This window comes from Paenibacillus sp. SSG-1 (assembly GCF_002224835.1).
GTDB classification, from domain to species: Bacteria; Bacillota; Bacilli; order Paenibacillales; family Paenibacillaceae; genus Paenibacillus_AQ; species Paenibacillus_AQ favisporus.
Genome location: NZ_MBRK01000001.1, coordinates 1,214,305 through 1,238,173, shown reverse-complemented (window position 1 = coordinate 1,238,173; position 23,869 = coordinate 1,214,305). Strand labels below are relative to the sequence as shown.

Annotated in this window: 22 protein-coding genes; 5 read left to right on the top strand and 17 right to left on the bottom strand. The window is 54.7% G+C overall.

What is annotated here, in order from left to right:
• Window positions 1-93: 93 nt before the first annotated feature.
• Window positions 94-921, bottom strand: a complete 828-nt coding sequence (locus tag BCV73_RS05750; RefSeq protein ID WP_089550120.1) for an alpha/beta fold hydrolase — start codon at window positions 919-921, stop codon at window positions 94-96.
• A 392-nt stretch (window positions 922-1,313) separates the two neighbouring features.
• Here BCV73_RS05750 and BCV73_RS05745 point away from each other — a divergent pair, with 392 nt between their 5' ends.
• Window positions 1,314-1,727, top strand: coding sequence for a nuclear transport factor 2-like protein (locus BCV73_RS05745; protein WP_089546425.1), 414 nt, complete (start codon window positions 1,314-1,316; stop codon window positions 1,725-1,727).
• 63 nt (window positions 1,728-1,790) lie between these two features.
• Here BCV73_RS05745 and BCV73_RS05740 read toward each other — a convergent pair whose 3' ends face one another.
• The 5 genes from BCV73_RS05740 to BCV73_RS05720 form a co-directional block, all read right to left on the bottom strand.
• Window positions 1,791-3,068 carry an erythromycin esterase family protein gene (locus BCV73_RS05740; protein ID WP_089546424.1) on the bottom strand — a complete coding sequence of 426 codons (1,278 nt, stop codon included), beginning with the start codon at window positions 3,066-3,068 and terminating at the stop codon, window positions 1,791-1,793.
• 83 nt (window positions 3,069-3,151) lie between these two features.
• On the bottom strand, window positions 3,152-4,243 hold the full coding sequence (locus BCV73_RS05735) for a GerAB/ArcD/ProY family transporter (RefSeq protein WP_089550119.1): 1,092 nt from the start codon (window positions 4,241-4,243) through the stop codon (window positions 3,152-3,154).
• A gap of 51 nt (window positions 4,244-4,294) precedes the next feature.
• Complete coding sequence (locus tag BCV73_RS05730) at window positions 4,295-5,512, bottom strand: Ger(x)C family spore germination protein (RefSeq protein ID WP_179231903.1); 1,218 nt, start codon at window positions 5,510-5,512, stop codon at window positions 4,295-4,297.
• Window positions 5,513-5,526: 14 nt separating this feature from the next.
• Window positions 5,527-7,131: a spore germination protein gene (locus BCV73_RS05725; protein WP_343219879.1), complete on the bottom strand. Its 1,605-nt coding sequence runs from the start codon at window positions 7,129-7,131 to the stop codon at window positions 5,527-5,529.
• Between the two features lie 274 nt (window positions 7,132-7,405).
• Complete coding sequence (locus BCV73_RS05720; RefSeq protein ID WP_076168600.1) at window positions 7,406-7,792, bottom strand: DUF5684 domain-containing protein; 387 nt, start codon at window positions 7,790-7,792, stop codon at window positions 7,406-7,408.
• 323 nt (window positions 7,793-8,115) lie between these two features.
• Between BCV73_RS05720 and BCV73_RS05715 the strand changes: the two genes are divergently transcribed.
• Window positions 8,116-9,018 carry a DUF4261 domain-containing protein gene (locus BCV73_RS05715; RefSeq protein WP_089546422.1) on the top strand — a complete coding sequence of 301 codons (903 nt, stop codon included), beginning with the start codon at window positions 8,116-8,118 and terminating at the stop codon, window positions 9,016-9,018.
• 103 nt (window positions 9,019-9,121) lie between these two features.
• Here BCV73_RS05715 and BCV73_RS05710 read toward each other — a convergent pair whose 3' ends face one another.
• The 7 genes from BCV73_RS05710 to BCV73_RS05680 form a co-directional block, all read right to left on the bottom strand.
• Window positions 9,122-9,751: a ferric reductase-like transmembrane domain-containing protein gene (locus tag BCV73_RS05710; protein WP_089546421.1), complete on the bottom strand. Its 630-nt coding sequence runs from the start codon at window positions 9,749-9,751 to the stop codon at window positions 9,122-9,124.
• A complete protein-coding gene (locus BCV73_RS05705; RefSeq protein ID WP_089546420.1) occupies window positions 9,751-10,704 on the bottom strand; it encodes an FAD:protein FMN transferase in 954 nt (317 codons plus the stop codon). The genes BCV73_RS05710 and BCV73_RS05705 overlap by 1 nt, the downstream gene beginning before the upstream one ends.
• A gap of 29 nt (window positions 10,705-10,733) precedes the next feature.
• Window positions 10,734-11,057: a hypothetical protein gene (locus BCV73_RS05700; RefSeq protein ID WP_089546419.1), complete on the bottom strand. Its 324-nt coding sequence runs from the start codon at window positions 11,055-11,057 to the stop codon at window positions 10,734-10,736.
• Window positions 11,058-11,295: 238 nt separating this feature from the next.
• Entirely contained in the window at window positions 11,296-12,237 is a 942-nt protein-coding gene (locus tag BCV73_RS05695) for a ring-cleaving dioxygenase (RefSeq protein WP_089546418.1), read from the bottom strand.
• A gap of 199 nt (window positions 12,238-12,436) precedes the next feature.
• Complete coding sequence (locus BCV73_RS05690; protein WP_089546417.1) at window positions 12,437-13,435, bottom strand: type I glyceraldehyde-3-phosphate dehydrogenase; 999 nt, start codon at window positions 13,433-13,435, stop codon at window positions 12,437-12,439.
• Between the two features lie 27 nt (window positions 13,436-13,462).
• The gene (locus BCV73_RS05685) at window positions 13,463-14,029 is read right to left on the bottom strand and encodes an NADPH-dependent FMN reductase (protein WP_089546416.1); all 567 of its coding nucleotides are present in this window, start codon (window positions 14,027-14,029) and stop codon (window positions 13,463-13,465) included.
• A 21-nt stretch (window positions 14,030-14,050) separates the two neighbouring features.
• A complete protein-coding gene (locus BCV73_RS05680) occupies window positions 14,051-14,992 on the bottom strand; it encodes an alpha/beta hydrolase (protein WP_089546415.1) in 942 nt (313 codons plus the stop codon).
• A 467-nt stretch (window positions 14,993-15,459) separates the two neighbouring features.
• Here BCV73_RS05680 and BCV73_RS05675 point away from each other — a divergent pair, with 467 nt between their 5' ends.
• From BCV73_RS05675 to BCV73_RS05665, 3 genes are all read left to right on the top strand, one after another.
• Window positions 15,460-16,548 (top strand): low temperature requirement protein A, encoded by a 1,089-nt coding sequence (locus tag BCV73_RS05675; protein ID WP_076168619.1) that lies wholly within the window; start codon window positions 15,460-15,462, stop codon window positions 16,546-16,548.
• A gap of 370 nt (window positions 16,549-16,918) precedes the next feature.
• A complete protein-coding gene (locus BCV73_RS05670) occupies window positions 16,919-17,590 on the top strand; it encodes a response regulator transcription factor (protein ID WP_089546414.1) in 672 nt (223 codons plus the stop codon).
• Window positions 17,580-18,980 (top strand): sensor histidine kinase, encoded by a 1,401-nt coding sequence (locus BCV73_RS05665; protein WP_089546413.1) that lies wholly within the window; start codon window positions 17,580-17,582, stop codon window positions 18,978-18,980. The genes BCV73_RS05670 and BCV73_RS05665 overlap by 11 nt, the downstream gene beginning before the upstream one ends.
• An 88-nt stretch (window positions 18,981-19,068) precedes the next feature.
• On the opposite strand, the gene BCV73_RS05660 is transcribed toward BCV73_RS05665, so the two are convergent.
• The 4 genes from BCV73_RS05660 to BCV73_RS05645 form a co-directional block, all read right to left on the bottom strand.
• The gene (locus tag BCV73_RS05660) at window positions 19,069-19,524 is read right to left on the bottom strand and encodes a GNAT family N-acetyltransferase (protein WP_089546412.1); all 456 of its coding nucleotides are present in this window, start codon (window positions 19,522-19,524) and stop codon (window positions 19,069-19,071) included.
• 161 nt (window positions 19,525-19,685) lie between these two features.
• Window positions 19,686-21,485 carry an ABC transporter substrate-binding protein gene (locus BCV73_RS05655; RefSeq protein WP_179231902.1) on the bottom strand — a complete coding sequence of 600 codons (1,800 nt, stop codon included), beginning with the start codon at window positions 21,483-21,485 and terminating at the stop codon, window positions 19,686-19,688.
• A gap of 183 nt (window positions 21,486-21,668) precedes the next feature.
• Entirely contained in the window at window positions 21,669-23,126 is a 1,458-nt protein-coding gene (locus tag BCV73_RS05650) for a DUF4179 domain-containing protein (RefSeq protein WP_089546410.1), read from the bottom strand.
• A gap of 27 nt (window positions 23,127-23,153) precedes the next feature.
• Window positions 23,154-23,633, bottom strand: coding sequence for a sigma-70 family RNA polymerase sigma factor (locus BCV73_RS05645; protein ID WP_089546409.1), 480 nt, complete (start codon window positions 23,631-23,633; stop codon window positions 23,154-23,156).
• Window positions 23,634-23,869 lie beyond the last annotated feature (236 nt).

Here is a 23,869-nt window from a genome sequence, read left to right as displayed (position 1 = left end):
TTCGACGAACGGGGAGAGACTGAAATCGACATTCGCGCTTCATTTTTTAAAATTTTTTTTATTTCTTTTGGTCTGGATCGTTCAAACATGCCTTTACAAGCCGGATGCCTGCGCCTTGTCTGAAAAAAATGCGGACAGCTCCGCCGCAATTTTGGGAGCGTCCAGCTTTTTCGTATGGCCGAGCCCCTTCTTACTCAGCAGGATGGCGTTAGGCAGCCCTTGAGCCAGCGCACCGGCAGCATGGCGGAGGGAGACCGGACTATCCGGCCCTTCCAGAACAAGCGTCGGCATCGTCACGCGGCTCCACTGTTCAACAGGCAGCGGCTTTCCGTCCCAGTAACCGTCAAGCAGCGCGGCATCATAGGGCAGCGTGTGGGCCACCGCCATCAGGTTCGCCCACACCTTCGGCATCATTCGCATCATGCTGACGACGAACCCGGGGGCTCCCATCCCTTTGGTCATAAAATACTTGATCGCCTCGGCGCGCCGCCCGCTGCGGATCAGCTCCGTCACCTGCGGTAAAAAGTCCTGCGGCGGCTTCCGGTCCGAGGCATCGACCACAAACGGCGGTTCATGGAGGGCAAGCTTCGTGATAGCCGCCCCTCCGGCGGCTGCCTGAAGAGCCAGTACGGCTCCCGAGGACAGCCCCCAGACATGCGCGGAGCCTCCTGCGGCTTCGATGACCGCTTCCAAATCCTCGATCTCGCGTTCCACGGCGTAAGGCTGGGAATCCCCGCTGTCTCCCCGCCCGCGGCGGTCGTAGTTATATACGGTAAACTGACTGGACAGCAGCTGGGCCAGCTGGACCTGCGCCGGAAATTTGCGGTAGCTGAACGCTCCCGCCACCAGGACGAGCGCAGGCCCCTTCCCGGTCCGGTCGTAAGCGATCTTGGTTCCGTCTTTTGAAAGGACAGTGTGCATGAGAATAATCTCCTTTTTCATGGTTTCTATATAGACGACGAACGGACGAAACCCGGATCGACATATCTTAAAAAAAGTTTTCAACAAGCTGTTCAGTGCTTCCTTCCCTTTCCGGATGTAATCAGCCATCGGTTGGTTCTTGGACGCCTAATTGTTTTCGGCAGCGAATGCCCGATTTCCTCCCTGTTTTCGGAGTGCTGCCGATTCCTAGAACCTTAGGGAATCTTTTTTTGTGCACGCTAAAGCGGCCGCCGGGAAAATCCCTTGAGCCGCTTTTTTGATCCATATTTGCAAAACGATCTGGTGTGGTTTGGTTCCTTAAACAACTAGGAGGATGAAAATTCGATGTCGAATAACAAAATCATAGAAACTGAATGAGGGGGGAAGTGAACATGGCAGAGGACAATACCCGGTACGAACAGGTGAAAATGATTTGTGCAGAAGATTGCGGAAACGCACCCAAAAAAGAGTTCCTCAGAGCGTTTAATGCTGCCTTTGTTTGCAACGATATTGACTTTATTAATGAGAAGACGATAGAAGATATCCAATGGAATATTGTCGGCCATAATACATTGCAAGGTAAGGATCAGGTTTTCGAAATGCTCAGAAAGCTGATGGACAAAACGCCAACGGAGTTAATCATTAGCAATATCATCACGCACGGATATTCCGGTTCTTTAAATGGCATACTCAACCTCGAAAATAATATGAGCTGCGCTTTCTGTAATATTTATCGTTTCAACAGCAGTTTAAACAAAACAAAAATTAAGGAAATTACTTCTTATATCATCGACATTTCAAAATAACAAACGACAAATAAGCCGCCTTTAATCCTCTCAGGCGGCTTTTGTTCATTTAACTGCGAACCTTCAAACCATTTGCGGCAGTGCCAGCGGTTCTAACGCATGGGTTTCATGGATAAAGACGAATGCATCGTAACGCATCGGCATACGCGAGGGAACGTAATTCCCAAGCTCATACCCGGGGTCATAGACGACGCCGATCGCCCGGTGACCGAATACTTCCCGCAGCTCCGGCTGGGCATCGGCGTCGAACAGCAATAGCATGTTCTCGCCTCCGCCTGCACGGGCCAGCAGGTCTTCCCAACTGCCCCGGATGGCGGCCGGAACTTCCATGACCTCCACGGGGGCACCCCAGGCCGAGCCTGCCAGCACATGCCCGTGATGGGTGCCGAAGCCGACGCTGAACGTCTGGGCCGGTCGGTAATATTCGCGGACGAGCTGACCGACGTTGACCATGCCGTCAGCCGCCATGTCCGTTGCGCGGGCGTCCCCGATATGGGTATTATGCTCCCACAGCACAGCCTGGGCATCCGGCCCGTGATAATCGAGCAGCTGCCGGAGCGCCCGAACCATATGACGGTCCCGGACGTTCCAGGAATCGGGTCCTCCGCGAACCATGGTCCGGTAATAGTGCTCCGCGTCGGCGGCCGCCATCGTATTCATCATGGCGTTCAGCTCCGATTCGCTCTGCGGATAGCCAAGCCTCGTGCGCTGCATTTCATGCAGCAGCGCCACGATCTCCTCCTCACAGCCTTCCCCGATCAGTCCGGCAGAAATGCCATAGGACTGTGAGTCGTCCCCATAAGGCTCAAAGCAGCCGAACGCCTGCAGCGCCGTATCCAGGAGCGGCGACTCCGTTTGCTTCAAATAATCGACGATATACTGCATGGATTCCCACAGGCTGTATACGTCGAGGCCGTAAAAGCCGATCCGTTCCCCGGCGGGCCGCCCCAAGTTATAGCTTCTGAACCATTCGATGAACGCTTCCATTTCCCGGTTGGCCCACATCCAGGACGGCCATCTGTGAAATGCCCGCAGCGCCTCTGCCGCCGATTTGGCTTCGTTATCCTCCAAATCCTTGACGTACTTGTTGACTTCGTAGCAGGAAGGCCAGTCCCCTTCCACAGCTATAAACCGGATCGCCTTGCTTGCGATCAGCCTTTTCGTTATTTCGGCGCGGGTCGTATAAAATTCGGACGTCCCATGCGAAGCCTCGCCGAGCAATACTAACCTCGCATCCTTGGCGGCTTCGACCACCCGGTTTAAATCTTCCGGGCTGTGGTAAGGCATGGCCTCGCGGCGGATTCGCCGGGCTGAAGATTCCGATTGCAGCAGTTGTTCCATATTTCATCCCCCTTTAGGACAGATACGGATAGGGTCTCCACCTCCGCAGCGGGATTATGTGCATATCCCAATGAAATCTTCGCCTAGGCCGGCTTCCGCTTCTTTTTGCCAATCAGCATCGCAATGACCAGGATCCCGGGAATCACCAGCTGCGTAATCGGCATCAGCTGCTCTACGGTCAGCTTGAGACCTGCCCTGAAATATTCCGTAAACGTGGGTGATAAATACGTGAGGCCAAATACGATCAATCCCAGCGGGATGATCCACAGCTTGTAGCGGATTCCGGTGAGGCGCTGAAGGCCGATGCCGGCCCCAATCAGTAAGAAATTAGCCTTCATGCCGATGCCCATGAACAAGAGCAGGACAAACAGCGCGTCGGCTCTCTCAATCACGTTGGCCACCTCCATCATCTGTACGACCATAAACAGCGGATACGTGCCGATGGTGGCAATCTCGGGCCCGAGAACGAGAATAACCAGCTGGTTTAGAACGGTCAAAAAAACAGCTGTAGTCAGAAAGGATACGATGGTGAGCCTGCCGAGATGTTTGCCCCTCTGAGCATATTTAAAATAAACCAGAAACAGGACGGTTTGCCCGAAAGGAAACGATACGATGTTAGGCATGGCCGCCCGCCACACTGGAGCGAATCCGTTCTCCAGGACAGGAAACATGAATTTAGTGTGCAGCAGCCCCGTCAAAGGGACCATGACTAAGATCAATACATATCCGAACGCCATGACATAGGCATAAATCACGCTCAGTCTGAAAGCCGCCCGTGGCCCAAGATAGGTGATGTACGACCCGATAAGCACCGAAATGAAAATAATGATCGACATCGGTGTCCGGTTCAGCATCGTTTGAACGGCCAATTCGCCGATATCGCGAAAATTCCGGGAGGCTTCATAAGCAAAATAAGCGGTAAGCGCAAACGCTGCAATCCAGCCGAATATGCTGCCCAAGTAATGCCGACACATCTCGAACAGATCCCTTTCCGCATCCAGGCGGTACATCAGCAAATAAACCAGAAGCAGCATCAGCCCTGCCCCGGCGCCAAGAAGCATGGCGATCCAGGCGTCCTGCTTCGCCTCTCCCCCTAACAGGAACAGGGTAGTGCTTCCTACTTCAAACAGTGATAACGATATGGCAATTTCAGAAGCACGGGTCGTTCGGATCATAGGATACTCCTTCATCGTACTCAGTTCTCTTGGGCTGCCCGGAGACAACTATTACTTCATCAGCTGTATCGTCTTCTGGATAAGTCCCGGCCGGCGGATCGTTGCCTTGACCTGGACCTGAATATCCATGCGTTTAAATTGTTCCGGCCATGTGGCCTGCATCTTCCTCCACTCTTTGGGAAAACTGCGGTGAATGATGTCGGCGTAACCGGTCACGTCAATTCCCATCTGACGCACGGCATCCCAACCGGTAGACATCTGATCACGGACTTCCGCTTCGATACTCTTCTCCATTTCACGGATGACCTCCGGTTTGGACAAGTCCTTGCTGCACGTGGATTCCATTAAATTCCCATTCAGTTTGACGTTAACCAGCATCGTATAGTGCGTGCCGGCATGGACGGGCCTGAGCTTCGTTTTCGCAGAGGTGATGATGATCGAATTATGCTTGTTTTTCGCTTGGGGACAAGGAAAAGATAACTCGGTCCCCTTCACTTGATCGGTCAGCCACGACAGCCCCATGCTTTCTCTGCCGCTCAGATATCCGGTCAATCGGTCCCCGCTGAATACGCCAAGCCGGGTCAGCCTCAAGGAAAGCGGAGGTGAGGTTTCTTTTAGGACATCGAGCGAATGCAGCTTCTCCTTATTCTCCTCCGTGTCCTCACCCACAAATGTAGCTACCGGTATACCGATACTTTTGGCATCCGAATGCAGGCTGAGCGCCAAATCAAAGATCGTTTTTTTCGGAAAAATCGATATGAATCTTGACTCTTTTCCCATAATATCGCTGTAGCTTGAACCTGGCAGCTTTTCAGGAGGAACCATTTTCTTCAACAGATCCTTCGCCGTTCCGTCGGTGAGCAGCAGCTCTACGGTTTCACGGGATTCCGAATTGCGCAGAAACAAATCAACCAGCTCGCCAAGCCCCCGCTCTGCCGCTTCCCTGCCGACCACAATCACTTTGGCGTGTGCGACATACAGCTTCCGGGAGGCTTCCAAATTACTCTTCATTCGGGCCCCGAAAATAGTATCGGAAACCATGGAAAACACATAAATGGCCGGCTGTGAGCTCATCCCGGCCGAGCCGCCCGTCCCGGAGGCCATGGAGGACGGGATGATCGTCTGATAGCTGATTTCCCATTTGTCCCCTACTCGGTCGATGCCGCCGGCTACCGTAATTCTCAGATCGTTCAGCTCAGCCCGGTTCCAGCAGCCTGTCGTAAGCAGTAGGCAAGCCAACAGCACCAAGCAGGCAATCCCTCTCTTCATCTCCATCCCCCTTCCTAGGCCAATGGATCCCTTGGACGCCCGACCTCACGTTCTGCGAACGACTTCTTGTCTTTCGGCTGGCGCATCCGGTTCTGGTACCCGATGCCTATTGGACGCGTGCGCAGCTTCCACCAGGGCGCCCGAATCATCTGGTCCTTTTGGTTCGTTTTGTTAAAAGGCGATGACGGCATGAGATAAGGTACGCCAAACGATTCGAGTGAGGCCAGATGCGCCATCAGCGGAATCAATACCCCAAGCACCCCAACCAGCCCGAAGCTTCCGGAAAATATCATCAGTACAAATCGGAGAAGGCGGACGGACGAAGCAAAATTAATCGCCGGAAGTGCAAAATTGGAAATCGCTGTAAAGGAGACGACAATCACGACGGCTGCCGATACCAGTCCCGCCTGGACCGCGGCTTGACCGAGCACTAATGCGCCCACGATAGAAATGGCCGGGCCGATCGCTCTCGGCATCCGGACGCCTGCTTCACGAATGACTTCAAAGGTCAGCTCCATCAGCAGCGCTTCGACCAGCGTCGGCAGCGGCGTAATTTCCCGCTGTGCGGCCAATGAAATCAAAAGCGGCATGGGAAGCAGTTCCTGATGGAAGGTGGTTAAGGAAATAAAAATCGATGGGAGAAGCAGGGCGGTGAAAAACGAGATCATCCGGACAATGCGAAGAAAGGAAGAAATATCGAATCGTTGATAATAATCTTCGCTGGAGGTCAGGAAACGGTAAAAAGTGACGGGAGCCACTAAAACAAAAGGCGTGCCGTCCACAAAGACGGCGACCAGTCCCTCCAGCAGCCCGCCTGCGACCGTGTCGGGCCGCTCGGTATTATATATGGTTGGGAATGGCGACTGAACGCCGTCCTGTATCATTTCCTCAATGTACCCGCTCTCCAGAATCCCGTCGATTTCAATACTTTGGATCCGCGATGTCATTTCCTTGACGACCTCCGGGTTTGCGATCCCTTCGATATAGGCGATGGATACGTTGGTGCGCGTATAGGTTCCGATAACATACGATTCAATGGTCAAATGCGGCGATTTGATTTTTCGCCGGAGCAGGGCGATATTGGTCGTGATATCTTCCGTAAACCCTTCTTTCGGACCCCGGATCACCGTCTGGGAAGAAGGCTCCTCTACTGATCGCCGGGAACCTCCATCGATATATACGGCGAAGGCTTCCCGCATGCCTTGAACGACAATAACGGCCCTACCGTCTAGGACCGAATGGATTAAATCTTCCTGCGTGCAGATGACCCGAACATTCCCTATGGCCAGCTGGTTTTTGAGCCAATCGGCAGATGCCTTGTCCGCCCGAAGCAAATTATCCAACTTCAAGCGATTCAGGTTTTCCAGCAATTTGGAAAGGAGCAGCGGATCTACCAGGCCGTCGATAAAGCTGACGATGACTTTATAGTCCGATTCTTGATCCGCTGCGAGATGATGGATGACAAAATCCGTATTTTTGCCCATGGATTGTTGGAGCAGCTCCAGACTGTCGGATAGTTCTTCGCTCAGGGGCTTCCCCTTAGGAGAATCCTGATGTTCTTGCTCCCGCTCAGGCCGGGGATAGGTATACAGAAACTTTTTCAGCCGCTGAATAAACAATGGGAAAACTCCTTCGAGAAATGATTACCATTATTTTGCTGTTTCCCCTGGTTTTTATGCATCGGGCTCCCTTGCCCGGTAACACCTCCGATATCCGAAAATGCAAAACCGCCCCCTAACGGGAGCGGTCACGGTCATTGTGTGCATTTTTACCTCGATGATTGGGGCCGACCCGAGTACGAATCATGCCCTGTGTTGTTAAATCTTAGAATCACGCTTCAGTTCTGTCGGTATGTAAGCAAAGATCCGGTCAGAGCCCAAGAACGATTTCTGCTTAAAATGCGGCTGTTGGCCCTGGGGGAACCGGCGGATTGTACAGCTGGTAAGTCGTCTTGCTGGAATAGCCCCAAACCATCCACAGAATCACATATACCGGGGACAGGAAAATGGCAAAAAGAACGTAGGCCCCGTTCTTGCCGAACGCGTTCAGCAGCTTCACCTGCCAGATAATGGCGAACACGATATTGGCAATCGGCACCAGTGTGATCAGGATCCACCATGCACTCTCCTTGATCAGCTTCAACTGGAGAATATAATTCAAAATCGGGACAAACGCAAACCACGCGATGTCGTCCCTGCCCGCCTTTTTGGCAAGCTGGAAATACGCGCCGCAAATGGCGATATATATGGCTAGGTACAGCACAATCATGACAACGATCATTAAACATCCTCCTGAAATTTGGGTATAGAGGTAAAAATGCACTTCTCTTTATTCGATGCGTTTCACCAAATCCCTTCTTTAATTGTGCTTTTTTCGACATAAAACTACGTCCCGGGACCGATGCGTTTTCGGAGCACTCCGATTTCAGCCGGGCCTTTTATAACTTATTGCCTGCCTGCGGTTTTATGACATCCAGCGATTCGCCGAAATAAATAAATTTCCTTCTCCCTGTCCGGCGGGATACGGAGCATGAGCTGGAACACATTGGAAAGATTCGTTACAATAAGGAATGGAGAACAGTACAGCGATAGGAGAAGAGGAACATGACGAGTGAGGTAACTCAGGAAGAACAAAGCTTTGGCTTCTCGCGGGTATATGCAGTCGAACTGAAATATCGGCACAAGCCGGAAATCGACCGAAGCCGTTTGTTTGCAAGCATGGAGCGTTACACCGGCTCCACCCAGCAAGCCGGAGAACGCGAACATGCCGGCCTTGCGGTGTGGGAGCCGGATGAGTCCGGTCCGGATGATCTGCTGCACTTTTTTCACCTGGATTATAAGGTTGCCTATTCGGAAGGCGAGATGCCGGCGCAAACCAGCCTGATGCCGGTCCAAAACCGCCCGGTAGACGAATATGCCACCGCCGTTCAGCAGTCCTGGCACTGGAGAGAAGCCGGAGAAGTCGTCAGCGGATGCGGTTATACGCTGCTGCTCACCGACCTGATGGCTTCGGGCCTTATGCCCCAAGACAGATTGCAGCTGATGACCGGCGCCCTGCGGGCCGTGCTGGAGGCGGCTCCATGCGACGCCGTCTATTTCCGGGCCAGCGACAAGCTTGTCGAGCCGCAGGCGTACCTGGCGGCGGTGGAACAAGGCGAGCTGCTGTACGGCGCGATGAACATCCGCTTTTATAACGTGGAAGGGACCGGGAGCGGGCGCAATGAAGGGCTGATGGATTCGCTTGGGCTGGCGGCGCTCGGGATTCCCGACGTCCAATGCCACTTCTTTGACCTCGACCCTTCCGAGCTGGCCGGCCAGATGATGGATGTGGCGTACTATTTATTCCGGCAGGGAGACGTGATCGAAGACGGCGAAACGATCGGCTTCACCGAAGAGATGCGCTGGCGCTGCGAGCATCAATATGCGCTGGCCGAGCCGCAGCGCGTCGTGCTCGACATCGATCCAGGCGCCCCCTACTACGCCGGACGGCAGGAGAACAGCCGCTAAATCTAAATGGCCCGAACCCGAGCGAATATGAACTTTTGATAACATCCGAATAACGCTTGATCATGCTTAACAGGCGGAGCGCAGAAGCACTCCGCCTGTCTTATTAGCGTGAAGAAGGAATTTGTTTGATGCGGGTTTTCCCGCCTTCCTGCACCACAATCAGTCTCCCTCCGCCCTTTCTGCGAGAAGCGGCGATCCGGTTCACCAGCAGGATGAGCACCGTCACGCCGGTCACCGCATAGAGCCCAATCACGGGAGCCTGCCGGCTGTCCGTTCCCAGCATGATCCCGTGGACCAGCGCCATCAAATAGGTGGGCATCGCCAGAAAGTGAATGAAGCGCCATACCTTTTTGCCGAGCTTCTTCATCAGATCCGAGCTGATGATCAGCAGCAGCATCAAGTACAGCGACACAATCCCCAGCCCCATCCATAACCGGTCGCCGCTCGCCTTAAAGGGGATCAAAAGATCCGCCAAGGAATACCCGACATACCGGTCGAACAGGAGAACGAGTCCGTGAACCATGCCAAATAACAGACCGACCCAGCCGCACCATTGATGCAGCATGTTCAGCTTCGCTTTCACCGGCCCTCTCGCCCACGCCCCTCCCTGCAGCAGTCCTGCCGCAACAGAAGCGAAGAGGAGCATATAAGAGGTCAGCCCCGCCGCCCTCGTCGTCACCCACACCGATAAAATTTGACTGATGCCGCTGCCGAAATGATGAAAGACCGCCATCATCCCGCCTCCTTTCCATTCTTCTGTCGATATGCTTCGATGAATCCCGCCGTACAGACGGAACCGTCTTCGCAGACGAGCACCGCCGCCGCGGCGGGATGTTTGCGTTCAAGCCATGCCGCCCCGGCCTGCAGGCCAAGGATCAGCAGGCATTTGGCATAGACCTCGGCCGCCGTCAGCGACGGATGGATGACCGTCGCCTGCACCACATCTGTCAAGCTAGGCATCATGGTGCGAGGATCGAGGATGTGATGCCGCTCCTGTCCCTCTCCGTCCAGCCATTTCCGCTTTAGCCGGCTGCTTGTGGCAACGCCCGCGTTCCTGCGGATGACGAGCGAATCCATGTCGCGGTCCAAAGCGAATGGATCCGCTATATTAACGTGCTGCGGACGGTCCTCCCCGCCCCACAGCATCATGTCCCCGCCGGCGCTGACCGCCCCGTGTGCAATACCCTTTCTGCGCATCATGCCCGCGAGCTTCTCGGCGCTCCAGCCCTTGGCGATGCCGCCGAGATCCACCGACCATGCCGGAGGCAGCTCGATGCTGCGAAGCAGCGGGTTCAGCTTGGCCCCGATCTCCGGGCCAAAAGCGCCCAGCAGCCTTGGATTAGCCTCCGTTCGGTCGGGTGCCTGTGAAGAAACCTCCTCTTCCGCGGCTGTCTCTCCGAAACTTCGGCCGTAGCCTAGATCAGTCAGGAGCTGTCCGAGAAAAGGGTTAAACAACCCGTCGGCCCTATGGTAATAATCCACCGCCACACTGACGGCTTCGAACAGGATCGGCGTCGCCATAAACGGCCTGCCTGCCGAACGATTCAGCCGGGACAGCTCGCTGCCCGGGTCGAAGCGGGTCAAATGCTTTTCTACAAAAGCAAACCAGGACTCCGCTTCCCTCTGCTCCGCCTCAGGCAGTCCCTGCGTGACGAATTCGGTGTTCATCGCTCTGAATGTATGCATCTTCAATCACCTCCGTCCAGCATCTGCCGCTAGGAAGCGTGGGTGCGCATGGAGCCTTCCCCGCTGCTGCTTTGCCCGGAGCCGAAGTCCATGCCCGACCGGGAGCGGCCGCCCATAAATCCGCGTTCCTGCCCGGAGAACCCTGCGTCCCCGCCGGAAGCTTCGTCCCGCCATTGGTTCTCGACGTCGCCGCTTGAGTCGTCTTGTCCCGCTCCGAAGATCGGGGAAGCGCTCGCCACATTCCCTGCAGCAGTGTCGGCCGGATTAAATTTGGAGATATATCCTACGAAACCTGTAAACATGACCACACCCGCCATGCCTGCCGTCCATTTGATCCATTTGGAATTTGCCATATACAGACCACCTTGTTTCAAGTATGTTCATTCCCGTTATGCTGTCATTGTACGGGGCGATGGTGAAAAGATGGTGAAAAGCCAATGTCTCACCATAAAGTCTAGCGTTCAGGCAGAAGATTGCTAAAAAAAAAGATGACCCCTGTCCTTGCAGGGATCATCGATGGCCGGCGGCTCTAAACCACCTCATATCCAAATGCTGATTGTCTCACGATATCGCACACCGCCTGTTCCGCGGTCAATTCCATACTTTCTCGGTCGTAACCGGCTCTAACCGGGCTTCAATGTCACCGCGCTGCGGTTCAAACCATTCCGGCAGCATCAGCTTGCGTCCCAGCGCATCCGGGGCTTCGTCCCGGGCGAATCCGGGAGGATCCGTCGCAATCTCAAACAGGATTCCGCCGTGTTCCCTGAAATAGATGGCTATAAAATACTGGCGATCCTTAATCGGAGTGACGTCAAAGCCATTGACCGACACGCGTTCCCTCCACGCTTCATGCTCCGCGTTATCACTTGCCCGCCAGGCGATGTGATGTACGGTTCCGGCAGTGCCATGTCCCGCTTCCATGTCCTCCATACGGACATCGATCAGGTTGCCGATCTCAGCCGTCGCTTGAAAACGGGCGTATCCGGCGTCTTCCCCGATTTTGGCCAGTCCGAGAAGGTTCTCCAGCACGTCGATCGTGTCGGCATAAGCCTCGCTGAACAGAACCGCACCGCCTAATCCCTTGATGGCCTGGTCATCCGGAATGCTTTCAAGCGGGCTTGCGCCCCCGGCTCCGTCTTCCCGCTCCACCAGTTCCAGGCGCAGTCCGTCCGGATCCGAGAACTGCAGATAGCTCTCGCCAAACCGCTTGCTGCTTGCTGCATCCCGTCCGAACCAAGCCAGCCGTTCCTGCCAAAAATCGATGGAGCCGGGCGGAATGACAAAGGTCACGATGCCCACCTGACCGCCCCCAATCTGCCCTTGCCGGGCCCGTGGATAAGGAAAAAAGGTCAGAATCGTTCCCGGAGACCCCGCCGGGTCACCGAAATACAGGTGATACACCGTAGGATCATCGAAGTTGACCGTCTTCTTCACTAAGCTGAGTCCGAGGATGCCGCTGTAGAAATCAATCGTTTCCTGGGGATTTCTTGAAAATGCCGTAATGTGATGAATACCTGCCGTGCGTGTGAACATCTGTATCGCTCCTTTAGGATTTTTGGATCCGGATTTTTATTTCGAATTTATTTATCTTAAATTAAAGATAAATGATGTTCTTCTCCTTGTCAATCCATTTTTTCGGAGCGAATCCGACCCTTCCCTTTCTCAAGCAAATTAGGGCCGCCGGCACTCACCGGCAGCCCCTGTCCTTTTGTATCTGCAATCCTATTTCATCCTATTTCCCTGCCAAATAAGCAGCAACTTCCGCCAATCTGGAGGCATAACCCCATTCGTTATCGTACCAGGTGGCGACGGACAGCATTTCCCCCTGCACCTGGGTTAACGGCAGGTCGATAATCGAGGAATGCGGATCGGCAACGATGCGTGACGATGCCCATTCCCCTTCCAAAACGTCGAGCACACCCTTCAGATCGCCTTCGCTTGCGGCCCGCCGGAACATATCATTGATCTCCTGAACGGTACAAGGCTTCTCCGTGATCAGGTTCAGCTCGGCAATGCTGCCTGTACGCGTCGGAATGCGGTACGCTTTGCCGGTAATCTGCAGATCGTTCCAGATGAACTTGAGCGCTTTGGCGGCGCCGGAAGACGACGGAATGATGTTTTCGGCCGCAGCCCAGGAATCCCGGCGGTCCTTCATCGGCTGATCGGTTAACGATTGCGTGTTCGTATACGAGTGTACCGTGGAGAATAAGCCGTATTTGATACCGTAGTTTTCCCGGACCAATTTGACGACCGGTGCCAGCGCATTCGTCGTGCAGCTCGCCATACTGATGATTTTATGCTTTTCCGGATCGAAGCTGTCGAGGTTGATTCCTTTCAGCAGAACGGCGTCGCAGTCATCAAGCGTTTTGCTTGGTCCGCTGACCAGCACCCGTTTGGCTCCCCGCTCCAGGTGCTGTTCGGCCACAGGCCGCGTCACGGCCCGCCCGGTGCAGTCGACGACCAGGTCGACGCCGAGCTCACCCCAATGAGGCACTTCCTTGGCCGAATTCAAATAACGGATATCCCGGCCGCCGATCACGATCGCGCCCTCGCCGCCCGATACGTTCTCAGGCCAGCGCTTGTAGTTGGTGTCCACTTCAAACAGCGCCGCCAGCGTCGCTTCATCTTTGATATCGGAGATGGAATAAGGAACAAACAAACTTTGTTCCAACGCCGCCCGAAGCAGCTGTCTTCCGATCCGACCGAATCCATAAATTGCTATGTTACCCATAATAGCCTCAGCTCCTGATTAAGATGGTTATTGCCCGTTCATCTGCTGTACCTGATCGACCCATTGGATGAACGACCGCACGTAACGCTGTACATACCTGCGGGTCGTTTCATCGGTCAGCTTACCGCTCTCCGGATCAACCTTCTCCATCGCCTGCGATATATACATTTTTTGAAACGGCATCACATAAGACTGAACGGCGTCCAAGGTTTGCCGGATTTGCTGCTGCGACAAAATCGTCCCTTTAACGCCCGGCGTCGCACCGATGACCCCGGCCGGTTTATGAATGAGAACCGCGGTTTTGGTCGGGGTTGAGGCCCAGTCCAGCGCATTTTTGAGCACACCCGGGATGCCCGAGTTATATTCCGGGCTCACGATGATGATTCCGTCCACCTGTTGAACCGCTTCGCGGTAGCGTTTGACCGGCTCCGGGCTTTCCTCCAGGTCCAAATCCGCGTTGTACAAGGGAAGATCCGCAATCGAGATGAATTCATATTGTGCGGAATCTACAAGCTCCGGGATCGTATCCGCAATCATCCGGTTATACGAATGCTCCCTTAAACTCCCCACCATAATGCCTATGGTTGTCGCCATTTGCTATTTTCACCGCCCCTGCTATTCTTTGAGCCAAGCGTTCGCCAGCGCGATCGCGCCTCTAGCCGCTGCGGTATCCGCAAGAGCATTCAGCATGACGAAGTCATGAATGGCCCCCTGGAAACGGGCAGCGGTCACCCGGACGCCGGCTTCGCGCAGTTTGTTGGCATAAGCTTCGCCTTCATCGCGAAGAACGTCCGCTTCAGCAGTAATGACCAGTGCAGGAGGCAAGCCTTCGAGCTGCTCGCGCGTTGCCCGCAGCGGGGAAGCATAGATCTCCTCTTTATCGCTCGGCTTCGCAATATACTGCTCCCAGAACCAGGCCATGGCGTCCCGGCGCAGGAAATAACCTTCCGCAAACTGATGATAGGACTCCGTGTCGTTGCCCGAGTCCGTCACCGGGTAGAACAGCAACTGTTTATGAATGGCGGGTCCCTTACGTTCTTTCGCCATCAGCGTAATCGCAGCGGTCATATTTCCCCCAACGCTGTCCCCAGCCACGGTAAGGCGGTCCGCATCCAGACCGTATGCCTCGCCATGTTCCGCAATCCAGGTCAGAACCGCGTAGATTTCTTCGATCGCCGTCGGATATTTTGCTTCCGGAGACAGGCTGTAATTCGGGAAAACGACGCAGGCCTCGGCACCGACCGCAAGCTCCCGGATCAGGCGATCATGGGTATGCGCATTTCCGAACACCCAGCCGGCGCCATGGATATAAAGAATGACCGGCAGCTTATTTGTAACGTTTTCGGGACGAAGCAGTCTGACCGAAACCTGTCCGCTCGGCCCTCCCTCAACGGTGATATCCTGAATTTCAACCGGGAGCTTCGGGACGTCGCCCGATTGAACCTCGTCTACGGCTTCGCGCCCTTTTTCCGGTCCAAGATCAAACAAATACGGCGGATTGGCGGTATCTTGTGCAAATTTCAAAGCAGCGGGTTCCAAAACAACCTTCTTTGTCATATGTATTCCCTCCCATAATTTATACTACAATGCGTAGTTTCAAAAAGCATGAAATCACCCGGTAAGGGCCACGGCATCCCATGATGCCCGTCCATCAGGCTAAGGACCTTCCAATGTTGATCCGGTGCTCCGTGCAGCCAAGAAGCGTAGTGGGAATCGACAAACATGCTTGACGCATAACATCCCTTTGGCAACGTTAGAATAGCACATAATGTTTTTCGTGTATATAAAATTATATTAACTATGTTTTTCTCTCTAATGTACAAAAAATCAGTAAAAAAGGCCGTTGCATTTACCCCTGCTTAACAATCCGGGACTTCGGTTACAGTCAGCAGTCCTATTTCCGAAAATGTAGTAGACCGGGATTTGAAAATTGATATAATAAATTGATTCTTCGGATGAGCGGCGGATTCGCTTGTGACTCATTTGACGGCATTCATCACATCAAGGAGGAGATCTATAAGGCTATGATTGAAAAAAAGGTGACTTGGCTGGAGCTGTTTTACGATCTTCTCTTAGTCGCAGCCGTGTCCAAAGCAACGCATGTCCTGCTGCATGCGGAACACGGGACCATTCCCTTGGAGTACCTGAGCAAATTCGTGTTGATTTTTATCCCGATCTGGTGGGGTTGGGTAGGACAAACACTCTTTGTGAACCGGTTCGGCCAGGATATTTTAATTCACAGGATCTTCATGATCCTTCAGCTGTTGTTCGTTCTCGTCATGACGGCGAGTTTGTCGCCTGACTTTGACCAATACTATGTTCCCTTCTTCGTAGGATACATAGGCTCCAGGGCGCTGACGGCTCTGCAGTATCTTCTGGTCCATCGGGCCAAAGCGGCGCATCAGCAAGTGACCGCCTCCTATTTGGGCACCCACTTTTTGATCGGCATCCTGATCTCGGCCTGCTCGCTGTTCTTCGACTCCTGGATCCGGTATGCCGTCTTGTACGCGGGAATCGCCGTAGATATTCTGCTTCCCTTATTGGGGCGCCGGCATTTGGTCAAAACGCCCATCAATACGCACCACTTGCTCGAACGCTTCGCCCTGTTTACCTTGATTCTTCTAGGCGAATCGGTCGTCAGTATCCTGGCCGTGCTGCAATTTAATCACTGGGACCTGCCGTCCGTCCTGTTCGTAGCCTTTACCAGCCTGCTGGTCATCGCCATGTGGTGGCAGTACTTTGATAACATCGACAAAAAGGTAAGCCGGGAAATCCACACCGCCGGCCAAATGATTATTTACGGTCACTTATTCGTGTATTTGTCGATGAGTATGATCGCGGCAGCCATTCAGCTGTTATACAAAGACCAGATGGATTACTCCTTCATGCTGGCATTCGTGTTTGGGTCTGTGCTCCTGTATTTCTTATCGACCTCTGTGGTGTTCCACCGGTACAGACACAAACATTTGCGGCTGAAGCCCTATCATCTGGCTATTATGCTGGGGATTCTTGCCTGCTGCTTCGTGATTGACCTGATCTTCCCCGTCCCCAATTACGCCATCGTCGGAGAAGTCATGATTTTCTTCATCGTCTACGCGAAGTTAACGACATGACCCGTTTTATCAAAAAGGCACATCTCCCAGTTATATTACGGGGTATGCCGCTTCTTCATCAGCCCCAAACCTTCAAGAGCTCCAAAGCCTTGGGTTTTGGGGCTTTTGTGATATACGTAGTCCTCAACATCGTGCGCAGCCGCCAAACGATTGCTTGTACCACGCTGAAAAGAAAGGTTGGAGCATTGGCCTGCCCTGATTCTTGACTCGGTTTGTCCGCCGGAAGTATGCTCTTATTAAACTTGAACTCCGGCACTATTACAGGAGCTAGATCGAATGAACTAAAGAAATTAACGGATAAGCTGTATTAGGCTTTTATAACAGGAAGCTCGATGCAATTTATATAGATGCGGGAAAGGATCGGATATGGATGAAAATATTGCTGGCAGAAGACGATATGCGGCTTGGGGAGTTGGTTGTGCACATGCTGAAGAAAAAAGGCGGCCATACCGCGGATTGGGTCACTACCGGCAGGGAAGCCTGCGAGTATGCCGAGGCCACCAATTACGACGTCCTGATTCTCGATTGGATGATGCCGGAAGGTGACGGCGTCTGGGCTTGCCGGCAGCTGCGGAAGGAAGGATACATGGGCGCCATCCTGATGCTGACCGCCAAGGACGGACTGCAGGACCGGATCAATGGACTGGACGCGGGCGCAGACGACTATTTGGTCAAGCCGTTTGAAATCGAGGAGCTGCTCGCCCGGCTCCGCGCCCTGTCGCGGCGGAATTTTGCGCCCATTCAAGGTGAGGAAGTTCAGGTCCCCGGCCTCATCCTGAACCGGACCAACCAGACGGCAAGCATCGCGGGAGAGCTCGTCCAGCTGACGCCGCGGGAGTTTCAGCTGCTGGACCTGCTGATCCAGAACAAGGGCATCGCTTTGACCCGGGAAGTCATTTTGGACCGGATTTGGGGACTCGACGCCGATGTCGGCCCCAAAGCGATCGACGCCATGATCAAGCTGCTCCGCAAGAAGCTCAGCGGACTGAATCAAGAGCTGATTCAGAGCATCCGGGGGGTCGGCTATAAAATTGAAGCCTAAATGGAAAGTTCCCTTCGCCTGGCCCCGGCAGGGGAGTGACCTGTTCAAAAGAACCCAGAACCGGTTGACGCTGCAGTATACCGCAGTGCTTATCGCTTTCCTCGCCCTGTTCATCGGAACGGTGTACGGGCTGCTGTATTTTCTGCTGATCAACGACCAGAAAAATCAGCTGAACGACTGGATTCAAGATATGTCCTATGCGTTTCATGAATCGATGGAGCATACCGGCTCCTATAATATTGAAGGCAATCTCGGCAGCAGCTATCCATCGTTAGCGAACCAGACGGTGGGCTGCTTCAAGGACCCTCAAGGGAATTTTCTGTACGAAGCACAGCAGCGGATGGGACTGAGCGCAGCGGTCGGCAGCGCGGTGGCGGAGTGGACGCCCGAAGGCGATCAGACGGAGTACAAGACCGTTACGATCAAGGAAACCGGCCGGGATGGAGGGCCGCCAAGACACGGAAACGATCCCCGCAAGGCGGCTCCCGGAAATGTCCGCATGCTTCTTGCCGGCAAGGCCGTTTACGATAACGGGGTCTTTATAGGCACGCTGTACGTGGCCAAGGAGGTAGGCAGCCAGTACCGGCTGTTCGGCTGGCTCCTGCTCGTGCTGATCGGGCTCGCGCTGCTGTTCTGCGTCCTGGCCGTGTTTCTCAGCCGGAACATGTCGGTCAAGGCGATGGTTCCGATCGCCCGCTCGTATACGAGGCAGCGCGAGTTCGTCGCGGACGCCTCGCATGAGCTGCGCACGCCGCTCAGCGTCATCCTGTCCTCCATTGAGGTGCTCGAAATGGAAAACAGCCTGAAGGACGATCCGTTCAGCCGGAGGGTGCTGGACAACATGCGGGAAGAAGCTAAGCGGATGACCGACCTTTCCAGCCACCTTCTGACGCTGGCACGCTCCGACTCGGATGAGGTTCAGCTGATCATGACCGACTTTGATCTGGCGGCCGAAGCCTCGCGGACGATAGCATCCCTGCTTTCTTTGGCGCAGGCCAAGCAAATTACACTGAAGCTGCATGCGGAAGACGGCATGACGGTTCATGGCGATGCCCAGCGCCTGCAGCAGCTGATGGTCATCCTACTGGACAATGCCATCAAATATACGCCGGTGGGCGGCACCGTCTCCCTTGCCCTGAAGATCCGGGAGGACAAACGGAGAATGCTGCACATGACCGTCAGCGATAACGGAATCGGCATACCGCTGGAGGAACAGCCGCACATCTTCGAACGTTTTTACCGCGTGGACAAATCCCGCGCCCGGGAGCTGGGCGGCCACGGCCTTGGGCTGTCCATCGGCAGATGGATTGCCGAAGCCCACGGCGGCACTTTGAGCGTGCAAAGCACGCCCGGCCAAGGCAGCACCTTCACCGCTGTCATTCCTTGCTAAGTCTTCCGTCATATGAAAAAAGGACATGCTCAACCTGTCGATGACAGGGAGCATGTCCTTTTTTCACATCAACTTCCGCATATTTAGGTTACAGCTCTCGGGTCATAAAAGTACTGTAGGGATCGAGCGTATAGTCCGCAAATGGGTCGCACTCCTCAAATCCGAAGGCTGCGTACAGCCGTCTGGCCGGCTCGAACGACGCCATTGAGCCTGTCTCCAGGCTCAGCCGCCGGTATCCCCGCCTACGGGCCTCCTCAATGATGTGCGCCAGGATGGATCGGGCCACGCCTTTACGCAAGTGGGCGGATGCGGTCCGCATCGACTTGATCTCGCCGTGGCCGGGATCAAGCTCCTTCAGCGCCCCGCAGCCTAGCAGCTCTCCCTGTTCCCATGCGCTCCAGAATGTCACATCCGGACGCCGCAGCCCGTCCAGATCTAGGGCGTGTATGCTCTCCGGCGGCGACTCCTCTGCCATGCCTTGAAGATGCTCGCGGATCAACGCGGCTATTTCCGCCCCGCTTAAATCGTCCAGCATAATTTTCATACCGTTCACCTTCACTCCGTTGGTAAGTTTATCTCATGTACTACTGTGATCATTGTACAGCCGGGCGAGCCCTTAGAAAAAGGTAATCTTTACGGGAATCCTTTCCCCTTTGGTCAGATGTCATGTTTTCCCGTACCGTAATCGCGGTTGATCTCCTGCTGTTAACCTTCCCCTTTAAACCAGATGTCTTTAAAATCCACCCACCCGGCGGCATTCAACCGAACGCCCTGCTGGGCCGGATGGGACAGCACCCGGGCTTCGTTGTAGGTCAAATAGACGGCCGTGCTGCGGTCGATCAACCAGGATTCCAGCCGCTGAAACGCCTCGTCCCGGACTTCCGGTTCCGCCTCTTGAAGGAGCTGCCCCACAAGCCGGTCTACTTCCGCCTGCGTTCCGGGATCCAGCATGCTGCGAATGAAGCTGTACCGGGACAGCAAATATTCGATCTGCCGGAGCAGCCCCTCGCTCAGCAGCGCCTCAAACAGGATCAGGTCCGCCTCCTGGATCCGCTCTTCCTTCATTAATTCCTCCCAGGGCAGAATATGAACATCCAGCCGGATTCCGGCCTGGCCATATTGCTGCTGAAGCCAGTAAGCCGCCTGCTCATGGCGACGGTACGCATACAGCTTCAGCGCCTCTCCGCCGTACCCGGACCGTTTCAATTCCCTGGATGCCTCTTCCGGATCATACAGCGGATCAGCGGCAGCCGGCTGCGGCTCAAGATGAAAACCGAGGCAAGGGGAAGCATGCGGGTAGCCCAGCTCCCGGACCATACGGCTCCGGTCAACCGCAAGTGCAAGCGCCCTGCGGAAGGAACCGGTTTGCAAAATCCCCGGTTTTGCAAGGTTTATCGTCAGCATACTGCATCCGGTGACGAGACGGCTGCGCCGCCATGTCTTCAGCTCTTGACGGCGCGCTTCTCCCGTCTCGACGACCAGTACGCCCGGATTGGTCTCCACCGCCCATTCTCCGCCGGTGTCCGGGATGATCATCACTTCGATTCGATCGATCAGGCCCCGGGCTGCATAATAATCCGGGAAAACCTCCAGCACGCACATTCCCGGCGTAAGCTTAGCGATCCGGTAAGGCCCTGTCCCGACGGGCAGGCTGCCTGGAATCGTTCCGGCCCCGGACTCCCCGCTGGCGCGGGAAAGGATGGCTGCCGCCGTATGCGACATAAATAACGCAAACAGGACGTTAGGCTGACGCAGCTCCATGCGGATGGTGTAACGCGATTCCACGCAGATTTCAACGATGTTCCTGCACAGCCAGGAATGATTGTTGGATTCCTGCTGCACGCGCAGCAGGCTGTATTTGACGTCATCGGCCGTAAGCTCCGCGCCGTCGTGAAATGTCACGCCTTTTCGCAAATAAAACGTCCAACAACAGGCATCAGCACTAGATTCCCAATGATGTGCGACGCCCGGGATAACCTTGCCGGTGTCCATTTCCAGCTGGACCAGCGTCGCATGGATTTGGCGGATCAGATGGGTATCGAAAGCATACATTGCGTCCACCGGGTCCAGCGTCACGATCGGCCGGTATACCGGCAGGCGGAGCGTCTCCACCATACGTCCCTCCCCGGTCGTTTCCGTCCGGTATCCGAAATAGCCGGTGAGCCAGTCCACAAACCGCTGCATCACTTCGGGTTCGCCCGCCTGCTCTTTTACCCATAGAAGCGCGCCCTGCACGTCTCCCTGCTTCACGTACTGCTGCGCTTCCCGGATGACGAGCTCCCGCTTGTCCGCCAGAAACGTCAGCTCCGACCGATGGCCTCTGCCCTGCCCGGCTGCATAGCGGATCAGGCCGGCGTCCGTCATTTTGCGCAGGATCAGCCTGGCGTTACGGGGCGTGCAGTACAGGGCCTCGGCCAGCCCGTCGATCGTCACCCGGAACGGCTCCCTTTCCTTTTCACCGGAATAAGCGCTGCGCAGCCGAAGGTAATCTTCTGCCAATTTCACCGGACATAGCCCCTTTTGTTCAGTTGAAAAAATGGTATGCATCCAACATACAAATTTTGCTGGCGCATTTCAATCCCACTGGCCGGGCTTTTCTGAAGGGAACAAAAAGGCAGCCTTCGGGCCCCTTCAGCCTTCAGACTGCCTGTCTGTATATTTTTCGGTTGTACGCGTTTGTTACGCCAACTACTTCAGCAGCTCCACCGCCTGCGTATCCTGAATCGGCATCCATATCTGCTTCACCTTAATGGTCAGCGGCTGCGGATAGTCTACCGCATCCTTGCCGAAGTTGTAATCGTAATCGTCTCCCATCGTGTCTTTCTTGTTGGACCAGCTATGTCCACCTTGGGAATATCCTTCAGGAGACTGCCTTTTGTGGACGTTGCCGTCGGCATCGGTGAAGCTGTCCTCCAGCGACAACGACAGGCTCTCGCCGGCATAGGCGTGTTCGAGCTCGCGGTGAATCAGCACCTCGCCGGGGCCAGCCGTCCGGGTGTATGAAATCAGGGTAAACCGGTCGTCCGGCGCTTCCACAATCTGCTTCTTCTTCAGGTCGATCACGATTTGCAGCTGGTCCTTGTCCACCGCAGCCGTGCCCTCCGTCTTGAGCCTGATGGAATCATACTCAGCGTATTTCTGGCCGCTGCCGTACATCAGCATCGCGTCCGTCCCCTCCGTGAGGGACTCCGAATTGTCCCGAGAGTACCACTTCGGATAATACAGCTTTTCGATTTCGTCCCCGACTTTCCCGATGAGCACCGGACTGAGCAGCCGGAATACTTGTTTCCCATTCGCCTGATCATAGTCCAGGTCGACATACGTGTGCAGCGGCGTATAGATGACCTGAGTCACACGAACCCTCTGGCCGTCTACTGTCAGGGTCCGGTCTGGGTGCAGCACCCGCTCTTTGTCCTTGAACATGGCGGGATCGAGCTCAAACGAAATGTCGAACGCCGTGCGGTATTTATTGGAGCTGGACATCAGCGCTTCATTTGACGTTTCCGTCAAGGTCACATGAAACTTGGCATCCTTGGTATATTGAACGGACGGGTTCAGGGGCACGGTGTAAATAAAATGATTGGCTCCATTCGCCGAAATTCTGTTGGTGTTGCTTCCCGCCAATTCCACCGACGCCCCTTTGGACGGGGCTTCCACGCCGCCAAGTTCAAGGGCTACGTCCGCGTTGATGACCTCTTTATCCGTTTGGTTCCGGACACCGAACAGCACATAAGCCATCCGGCCATCCGTGACGGCACCGTCCACCTCTACGCGATACCCTTTTTGTTCGACGCTTTCGGCAATCGGCTTGACGAGCCCCCGGTCCATTGCGCTCGCTAGACCCTCCAGATAGGTAGAGCGGTACGGATCTAAGGCGGACTGACTTGGTATCCCCGCCGTCTGCTTCGGCGCCGGCTCCGCCCGATGGGCCAAGCTGCCGATCGAGTAATTGATAATTAGCAGGGCCGCCGCTAGCGCCATAACCGTCCCCGTACTCCAAAAATAGAAACGCCGCTTCTCACGCATTTTTCCTCTCTCCATTCCTTTGCGCATAGCCAAAGTCAATTTCATCTCAGGCAACGTTTCCGCATGCTTGTTTACTTCATAGGCATCCTGCAACAGGATGCGCTGTTCTTTTTCGGGCATAACCTGTCCCTCCCTTCTGCTCAGCCTCTACATATATTTCCGGAGCTGCTTCAGGCCTTCCCGCAGCCATGTCTTGATCGTTCCTTCCGGCTTGCCCAGCACCTTCGCGATTTCAACGGACGTCATGTCCTGGTAATATTTCAGCATGACGACATGCCGGTACTTCGGCTTCATCCGCTCCAGCGCGCGCTGCAGGTCGATCCGCTCGCTGCTTTTCATCTCCTGCACGGCCCCTTCCTGCGGCACCTCCACCGGAAACACCCGTTTCTTCCGCCGCAGCTCGTCCATGCAGCAGTTGATCGTGATGCGGATGAGCCACGGGGTGAAGGACTGCGGGTCCTTCAGCTTCTTCCGCTTCACCCACGCCCGGTATGACGCCTCCTGCACAGCTTCCAGCGCGTCGGCTTCACTGCGCAAATAGCTGTAGGCGATGGAATACAATTTTCGCTGCTCGGCGGTCAGACGCTCAAAAAACGCTTCTGCTTCCGTCAGCGTGGTTCTATTCATATGGATCTCGCTCCATGTACTATCAGCATTCAGCGTCCCCACTCCCCCCTCTGTATCTCTACAACCCGTTCACCGACGGGCCTCTTGGCGGCCGCTCTATAATATAGACGCGCGAGATCGGAAAATCGATTGAAATATTTTTTAAGTAACGGAATTCTCGTAAGCATGTCCCGCTCCAGTACGACGAAGTCTTGGCTCGAATGAAGCATGCGCGTCCGTTACGTACGATTTCTTTT